The sequence below is a fragment of the Luteimonas sp. TWI596 genome (assembly GCF_039674105.1).
Taxonomy (GTDB): Bacteria; Pseudomonadota; Gammaproteobacteria; order Xanthomonadales; family Xanthomonadaceae; genus Luteimonas.
The window spans coordinates 81,253-89,880 of record NZ_JBDJMU010000017.1 but is presented as its reverse complement, the minus strand read 5'-3'; the positions used below and the strand labels follow the sequence as shown (position 1 = coordinate 89,880).

Sequence of the window (8,628 nt, the reverse complement as noted above, 5' to 3'; positions counted from 1 at the left end):
GGTCAGCGCACCGGTGCAGGCGAACGCGCCCGCATCGGTCACGGACCCGAAGGTCAGGCCTGCGCCCAGCGTGTCGGCCAGCGTCAGTACTTCGGTCGTCGCCGAGTTCGCGACCGTCGCCGTCAGCGTGTAGGTCAGCGTGTCGCCAGGGGACACTTCGCTGCCCGAGGCCGGGTTGGAGGTCTTGGACACCGTGATCGACGTCACAACGACCGGATGCTCGGTCTCGCAGGAGGTGCAGACCGGCTCGGGATCGTTGCCGCCAGCCGGGTTACTGGCTACGACGACGTTACCGACGCTTCCGGTCGCATCCGCATTGACAGTCGCGGTGTAGGTCAGCGTGTAGACACCCGGCAGCGTGCCGGCAGGCAGCGTGCAGGTCAGTGCACCGGTGCAGGCGAACGCGCCGGCATCGGTGACCGACCCAAAGGTTAGGCCCGTGCCGAGCGTATCGCTCAGCGTGAGAACCTCAGTCGTCGCCGAATTGGCGACCGTCGCCGTCAGCGTATAGGTCAGCGTGTCGCCAGGCGACACTTCGCTACCTGTCGCCGGATTCGAGGTCTTCGCCACGGTGATCGAGGTCGCAACGACCGGATGCTCGGTCTCGCAGGAGGTGCAGACCGGCTCGGGATCGTTGCCGCCAGCCGGGTTACTGGCTACGACGACGTTACCGACGCTTCCGGTCGCATCCGCATTGACAGTCGCGGTGTAGGTCAGCGTGTAGACACCCGGCAGCGTGCCGGCAGGCAGCGTGCAGGTCAGTGCACCGGTGCAGGCGAACGCGCCGGCATCGGTGACCGACCCAAAGGTTAGGCCCGTGCCGAGCGTATCGCTCAGCGTGAGAACCTCAGTCGTCGCCGAATTGGCGACCGTCGCCGTCAGCGTATAGGTCAGCGTGTCGCCAGGTGCGACTTCGCTACCCGAGGCGGGGTTGGAGCTCTTGCTCACCGTGATCGACGTCGCAACGACCGGATGCTCGGTCTCGCAGGTCGTGCAGACCGGATCGGGATCGTTGCCGCCAGCCGGGTTGCTGGCTACGACGACGTTGCCGACGCTGCCCGTCGCATCCGCATTGACGGTTGCGGTATAGGTCAGCGTGTAGGTGCCCGGCAAGGTGCCCGCCGGCAGCGTGCAGGTGAGCGTGCCGGTGCAGGCGAACGCACCCGCATCGGTCACCGAACCGAACGTCAGACCCGCCCCGAGCGTATCGCTCAGCGTCAGCACTTCAGTGGTGGCCGAGTTCGCGACCGTCGCCGTCAGCGTGTAGGTCAGCGTGTCGCCAGGCGACACCTCGCTGCCGGACGCCGGGTTGGAGGTCTTGGCCACCGTGATCGAGGTCGCGACAACCGGATGCTCGGTCTCGCAGGTCGTGCAGACCGGATCGGGATCGTTGCCGCCAGCCGGGTTACTGGCTACGACGACGTTGCCGACGCTGCCCGTCGCATCCGCATTGACGGTTGCGGTGTAGGTCAGCGTGTAGGTGCCCGGCAAAGTGCCCGCAGGCAGCGTGCAGGTCAGCGCACCGGTGCAGACAAACGCACCCGCGTCGGTGACGGCGCCAAAGGTCAGACCCGTGCCGAGCGTGTCGGCCAGCGTCAGCACTTCGGTGGTCGCCGCACTGGCAACCGTTGCGCTCACCGTGTAGGTCAACGTGTCACCAGGCGACACCTGGCTACCCGACGCCGGGTCGGAGGCCTTCGTCACCGTCACGACCGAGGCCAACGGATGTTCGGTGGTGCAGCTCGTGCAAGTCGGCGACGGGGCATCCGGATTGTCCGGATCGCCACCGCCCGTGGCGACCACCGCATTCCCGACCGACGTCTGCGCATCCGCGCCGACGGTGGCGGTGTAGACGACGTTGTAGTCGCCCGGCGCCGTCCCGGCCGGCAGAGTGAAGGTGCGGGCGTTGCCGCTACCGCCCTCGACGAAGTCACCGGCGCTGGTCACCGCGCCGAAGATCAGGCCCGCGCTGAGCGTGTCGTTCAACACGACGTCGGACAGGGTGGCGGCTTCCGCCACACGCACGCTTAACGTGTACGTGATGACCTGCCCTGCGGTCACCGTAGAGCCGGCGACGGGGTCGGCGCTCTTGACGACCTCAACGACCGGACGCGCCACGGTGACCGTCGCGCTCGCGGTGTTGTTGGCGAGATCGATGTCGTTCGTACCCGGAGGCGCGGTGACGGTCGCGACGTTGGTCACGGACGTCGACTGGGCGAACGCCGGAGACGCTCCCGCCAATCCCAGAAGACAGGCCAATACCGTACCGCCCGCGGCCGCTGCGGCCGCCCGGATGTTGTTCAACAGCATCCCGCAATCCCCCGAAAAACCTGCCATGGCCCGAGATCGACGGACCCGCATTTCCTTGAATGACATCCAGCCGCGCGACAACGAGCTCGATCGAGCTCGTCGTTCAGAAAGAAACTTCCCCATCGCGTGAGATGCCACCCGCACGAAAAAGAACCATCGTCGAGCGGGACGGCATCTTATGTGTGCAAAAATCGGACGTCAATCACAGATTTTATATCTCTCTATATGTTAGCGAATGAGAGAAACGGTGAGATAAATAACCCGCATTCAGCACGCGATGACCGACTTGCTGAAACGGGAAAGTCGGCCTATTTACCCAGTTCGTGCGCGCTGCCGACCCAACGCAGTACCAAGTAAAAGAGCGATCTGTGTTCGGCGTTACCGCCACAGGCCCATGTTGAGATCCAGGCGGCATGCGATTCCGCCCTCAACTCAAAACAAGGCGGCGACGCTTCGAGCGCGGCAAATGCGTTTTAGGCCCCGCCGACATCGGAGTCGACCCGTCCCTGGCAGCAGGAAGATGGCAGCTTCGCCTTGTGTACGGCCGATGCGGTAGGGCGCTGCGGCTCGTAGGCCCTCGCGCCCGATGCTGTGATCCCGAGAGACTGCACGCAGAGAAGCACAGCCGCTGCGGGCGGCATCGGGCCGGCGCCGGCGCAGACTCACTGCCGACGCTCTGTCGTTCGAGTGTCTCTTGCAATTCGTGCGCATCGAGGCTGCGCGCGCTCGATCGCATTGGGGATTGCCGAGCCCGCCCCTCGCCCCGGTTCGGACGCCAGGAACGATCCAGTGTCCCGCGGCCGAAAATGCCGACATCGGCTGGCCCACGCCAGGCACGCCCTCGCGTCAGACCGCCAGCGCCACCATCACCAGGTCAACACGTAACCCACGCCGCGGACCGAGCGCAGTGGCAGCGCCACCCCGGTACTGTCCTGGCACTTTCGCCGGAGCCTGTAGACCAACATCTCCAGCCGGTGCGGATCGAACTCGTGCACATCGTCCACGAGTCCGGCGATCAGATCCTCGCGACGGACCGGCTGTCCCGGCGAGCCGGCAAGCCGGCGCATGACTTGTTGTTCGGCGAGCGTGAGTTCGACCGCACGACCATCGGGCAACAGGATGTTCCACCCGCGCTCGTCGAGCCGCCAACCCGCTTCGCTGTCGAGCTCCTCGCCCAGCTCGCTGCTTTGGCCGCCATCGGAGGCCACGATGCGACGCGCGAGATTGCGTAGCGTGGCGATCAACGCGCTGGCCTCGACCGGCTTGGTCAGATACGCATCGACGCCGGCTTCCAGACCACGCAGCCGATCGCCGTTGGACACGTACCCGGTCAGCATCACCAGCCCGATCGTGGGCGCAGCCTCGCGCAGATGGCGGGCGATCGCGAAGCCGTCCTCGTCCGGCAGGCCAACATCGAGCAGCACCAGGTCATAGCGGCCGGCCACCAGATCGCGGTACAGCGCCAGCGCGCCGGGCATGCCGGTCGCCTCGAACCCGGCCGCACGCAGCAGGGGTACCAGAATCTCGTCACGCAGTTCGTCGTCGTCCTCGACCACCGCGACACTGACACGCTCTACCGCCGCCCCGTTCACGCCATGCATCCCATTTTCGAAGCGGGCGCCTCTCCCCGCGGGTCATTCGACAACGATAGCAAACCCCCGCTGAGCGCTAATCCCGACGCCGTCACCCAGCGCGATCACTAGGCGCAGCCGCGCCATACCGGCCGTGTCCGTGACGCGGCACTGCCCCGGAACGCTGGAGCAGCGCCTTTGCCGCGGCCGCCTCTTCGGCCGAGAGCGCATCGTCGACACTGCAGCGATCCGCCACCCGGCTGGCGACCACGCGCCCATCGCGCAGAACCAGTCGCGCGCCCGGCTGCCGGGGCACCCGCTCGCCGGGCAGCAGCGTCCCGGCGAGATTCAACGGGTCGGACGCGCCCACGCAAATCAGTTCACCATCCGCAGGTCGCGCGCGGACCGCGCGCAACAGCCCCACGGCTTCGGGCAGCGCGTACTGCTCGCCCGACAGCCCGGCCACGAAACGGCCGCCGCGGATCTCGCCACGGGCTTCGAGCCGGCGATAGACCCGCACCAGCTCGCGCCACGGCGGCAGCCAGTCGGGTTCACGATCGAGGATCCGCCAGCAGACCACGCCGTAACGCCGCAGCAGCACGCGCGCGATGTGCTCCAGATCGTCGGCGTCGGGGCCGTCTTCGCCGCGCCTGGGCTGGCTCCAGCGCCCGGCATCGGCGATGCCGACCAACGGCCTCCCACGCCGTCGCCCGCCAGTGGCCGGCCGACGCGAGGGTGGCACCAGCAACGCGCGCAGTCCCGCGAAACTGTCGCAGTGCGCACGCCCGGCGGCGACCAGTTCAGACAGCCCGTCCTCCAACTCGGTCTGCAGCAGGCGCGTGTGCGCCTGCAGGTCGTCGAAGAACGACGCGCCATCCCGCGCCAGCACCTCGTCGACCCGACGCGCGCGCGAAGACAACGCCGCCGCCTCACCCGGCGCCGGCGCCAGGCGCATCCAGCGCGGGACATCCGGCCGCGGCAGCAGCGCGATCGGGATCTGGCGCAGGTGGCCGCCGCTCCCTTCGCCGGCACGCGGCCGCAGACGCAGCCATGCCAAACGCCCAGTGCTGCACAGCGCATCGAGCCAACCGGGCGAGAAGTCCGGCACCCGTGCCGGCAACAGATCCGCCTCCCATGCCGCCGCGGGCGCTTCGTAGCCTTCGAGCTGCGCCAGCACGCCGGGTAAGGCCTCGGCACCGCGCACGCGCCCGCTCCGCGACACGCGTTGCCAGTCGCACAGAAAGCGCACGTAGTCAGCCACCGGCACCGGCTCGATCTCGCGACGCAGGCGACCCAGCGTCTCGCGATGGATGCGGGCCAAGAGCCCGCGCTCGCACCACTCGAGCGGCCCGGCGGCGTCGCCGCAGAACCAGCCCTGCATGACGGTGCCCTCGTGCTCGAGGGCGTGCAGCGTCGGCAACACCGCTGACGCGGCCAGGCCGAGCGGTGCGGCCAATGCCTCGGCCGTCACCGGCCCGAGCCCACCCAGACGGGCGCGGACCAGTTCCAGCAGCGCGGCCTCGCGCGTCCACGCCACCGCGTACTCCACCGGCACCGTGACGTCAGGCTGGACCGCGGCGTCAGGATGCAACGCGCGTAGCAGCGGCAGTCGCTCGACCGCAACCCAGACCGCAGCCTCGCCGCCCACGGGCACGCGCGTTGCGCGCGCATCGCCGGCCAGTGCGGCAAGCAGCGCTGGCCAATGCGCGACGGCCGCCGCCTCATCCTCGGCGATGGCACCGAGCATCATCAGCGCATCGTGCATTTCGTCCGGCGTCACCGCGTCCGGCCACGCCTCGTCGCGCACCCGCGCGATCGCCGCGGGGTCGAGCCGCCCGAGGTCGTCCGTCGCGGCCGGATCGCACCAATCGCGCTGCTGCACCGCCTGGGTCCGGCGTTCCTCGAGGGGCGCATCATCGAGAAAGGCATAGGGGCGCGCGTTGATCGCCTCGGCGGCCAGCGGCGACGGCGCGGTCAACTCCCGCGCGAGCACCTCGATCCGGCCCGCCTCGACACCGCGGAGCACGGCCAGCCAGCCGGACGCGTCCATTGCGACCTCCAGGCAGTCGTACAGCGTCTGCGCGACCAGCGGGTGGTCGGGAATCTCGCGCTCGCCGACGATGTTCTCCAGGCACGCGACCTGGTCGGGGAACACTGCCGCGAGCAAGTCCTCGCTCTTCATCCGCTGCAGTTGCGGCGCGACCTTGCGGCCGCCGGTAAAGCGCGGCAGCGCGAGCGCGGTGGTCGCATTCCAGCGCCAGCGCACGCCAAACAACGGCGCGTCGAGCAGGGCCTGCACCAGCACCTCGCGCGCAGTCGCCGCGCGCAGATAGTCCATGACTTCGGCCAGCGGGAAGCTGTGGCTGGTCGAGAGCGACAGCACGATCGCATCCTCAGTCGCTGCCGCCTGCAGTTCGAAATTGAACTTGCGGCAGAAGCGCTTGCGCAGTGCCAGGCCCCATGCGCGGTTGATGCGGCTGCCGAACGGCGCATGCAGCACCAGTTGGGTGCCGCCAGTGGCGTCGAAGAAGCGCTCGAGCACCAGGCACGACTGCGTCGGCAGCGCCCCGAGCGCATCGCGTGCACGGCCCAGATAATTGACCAGTTGCGTGGCTGCCTCGACCGACACGCCCGCCTCGTCCTGCAGCCAGGCGTGGGCACGCAGATGGCCGGATCCCGCGCCCGGTGCATCGAGCAGGGCCTCGACCTGCGCACGCAGCCGCGCCACGCCCGCCGACAACGCGTCCGTACGCCTGGGCGCCTCGCCGATCCAGAACGGGATGTTCGGCGGCAGGCCCTGCGCATCCTCCACGCGCAGCCGCCCCGCCTCCACCCGCAAAATCCGGTAGCTGGCATTGCCCAGCTGGAACACGTCACCGGTCAAGCTCTCGACCGCGAAATCCTCGATGACGGTGCCGATCGACTGCGACTCGGGTTCGAGCAGCACCGTGTAGTCGCCGGTGTCGGGAATCGTGCCGCCGGACATCGTCGCGACCATGCGTGCCCCCTTGCGCCCCCGCAGCCGGCGATGCACCGCGTCGCGATGGACGTGGCCGGCGCGCGGCCCGTGGCGGCCAACGAAGCCCTCGGCCAGCATGCGCACGACCGCATCGAAGTCCACGCGCGCCAGGTCCCGATACGGCCACGCCCGACGCACCAGCGCGAACAGCGCGTCCTCGTCCCAATCCTGCATCGCGGTTTCGGCGACGATCTGCTGCGCCAGCACGTCGAGCGGCGCCGGCGGGATACGCACTGCGTCGAGTTCGCCGCGGCGCACGCAGTCGAGCAAGGCCGCGCACTCGACCAGTTCGTCGCGCGTGGTCGCCAGCAGCCGCGCCTTCGGCACACCGCCGACCTGATGCCGTGAGCGGCCCGCACGCTGCAGGAACGCAGCAATCGAGCGCGGCGAGCCGATCTGGCACACCAGGTCGACATCGCCGATATCGATGCCCAGCTCCAGCGACGCGGTGGCTACCAGCACCGTCAATTCGCCATGCTTGAGCCGCTGCTCGGCGTCGAGCCTGGCTTCGCGCGCCAGGCTGCCGTGGTGCGCGGCCACACGCTCGCGGCCCAGCAGCTCACCCAGGTGACGCGCCGCCCGCTCGGCCATGCGCCGCGTATTGACGAACACCAGCGTGGTCCGGTGCGCCTGCGTCAGTTCTGCGATGCGCTGATAGAGCTGCATCGCCTGGTCGTTCGACAGCACCGCCGACAGTGGCGTGGGCGGCAGTTCGAGCGCCAGGTCGCGCGAGCGGTCCAGCCCGACCTCGACGATGGTGCAGCCGTTGTTGTCCCTCGTCGCTGTGCCGGCAGCGCCCTCGCCCTCCCCCGCATGCGGGGACGAGTTAGGCTGGGCCTGCGCAGTTGCTGCGATGTCCCCACCGCGCTCACCGACCAGGAACCGGGCCACCGTGCCGATCGGCGTCTGCGTCGCCGACAACCCGACCCGCTGCAGCCGCCGGCCGCACAGCGCCTGCAGCCGTTCCAGCGTCAAGGTCAGATGGCTGCCGCGCTTGTCGCCGGCCACCGCATGGATCTCGTCGACGATCACGCTGCGCACGTCCCCGAGCATCGCCCGCCCCGACACCGAGCCCAGCAACACGTACAGCGACTCGGGTGTGGTCACCAGGATGTGCGGCGGCCGCCGGCGCATCCGCGCACGCTCGGCCTGCGGCGTATCGCCGGTGCGTACCGCCGTGCGGATCCCGACGTCCGGCAGCCCCATCGCCGTCAGCGCCGCAGCGATGCCGGCCAGCGGCGCCTCCAGGTTGATGCGCACGTCGTTCGACAGCGCCTTGAGCGGCGACACATAGACCACCCGCGTCGTGTCCGGCAGCGTCCCGCCGGCCTCGAGGCCCTCGCGTACCAGCCCGTCGATCGCGACCAGGAATGCCGTCAGCGTCTTGCCCGACCCCGTCGGCGCCGACACCAGCACATCGTGCCCGGCCGCGATCGCCGGCCACGCCGCGACCTGCGCCGGCGTCGGCACCGCGAACGTGTCGCCGAACCACTGCGCGACGGCGGGATGGAGGGTGTCGAGGGGCATGGACGAAGGCGTCGCCAGTCAGCGCGAGCTGCACCCGCGAGAGTGCTACGGATATGCGACCGCCGGATGCAGGCTTCAACAGCGCTGCGCGCCGCGTTCAGCGGCTACCACACGCCTGCACGATGCAGCGCCCAAAGCCTGCTTGATCCGCGCCGCGCACCACGCTTCCGATTGCGTTGCTGAGGCGCACGCTACGCATCG

General features: G+C 69.2%; 3 protein-coding genes. All 3 read right to left on the bottom strand.

The window, feature by feature from the left end:
• A partial coding sequence (locus ABE487_RS13530; protein WP_346452906.1) for an isopeptide-forming domain-containing fimbrial protein occupies positions 1-2,202 on the bottom strand: 2,202 nt, incomplete at its 3' end.
• 974 nt (positions 2,203-3,176) lie between these two features.
• Entirely contained in the window at positions 3,177-3,911 is a 735-nt protein-coding gene (locus ABE487_RS13525; RefSeq protein ID WP_346441572.1) for a response regulator transcription factor, read from the bottom strand.
• Positions 3,912-3,993: 82 nt separating this feature from the next.
• Positions 3,994-8,427, bottom strand: coding sequence for a DEAD/DEAH box helicase (locus ABE487_RS13520; protein ID WP_346447241.1), 4,434 nt, complete (start codon positions 8,425-8,427; stop codon positions 3,994-3,996).
• Positions 8,428-8,628: the final 201 nt, after the last annotated feature.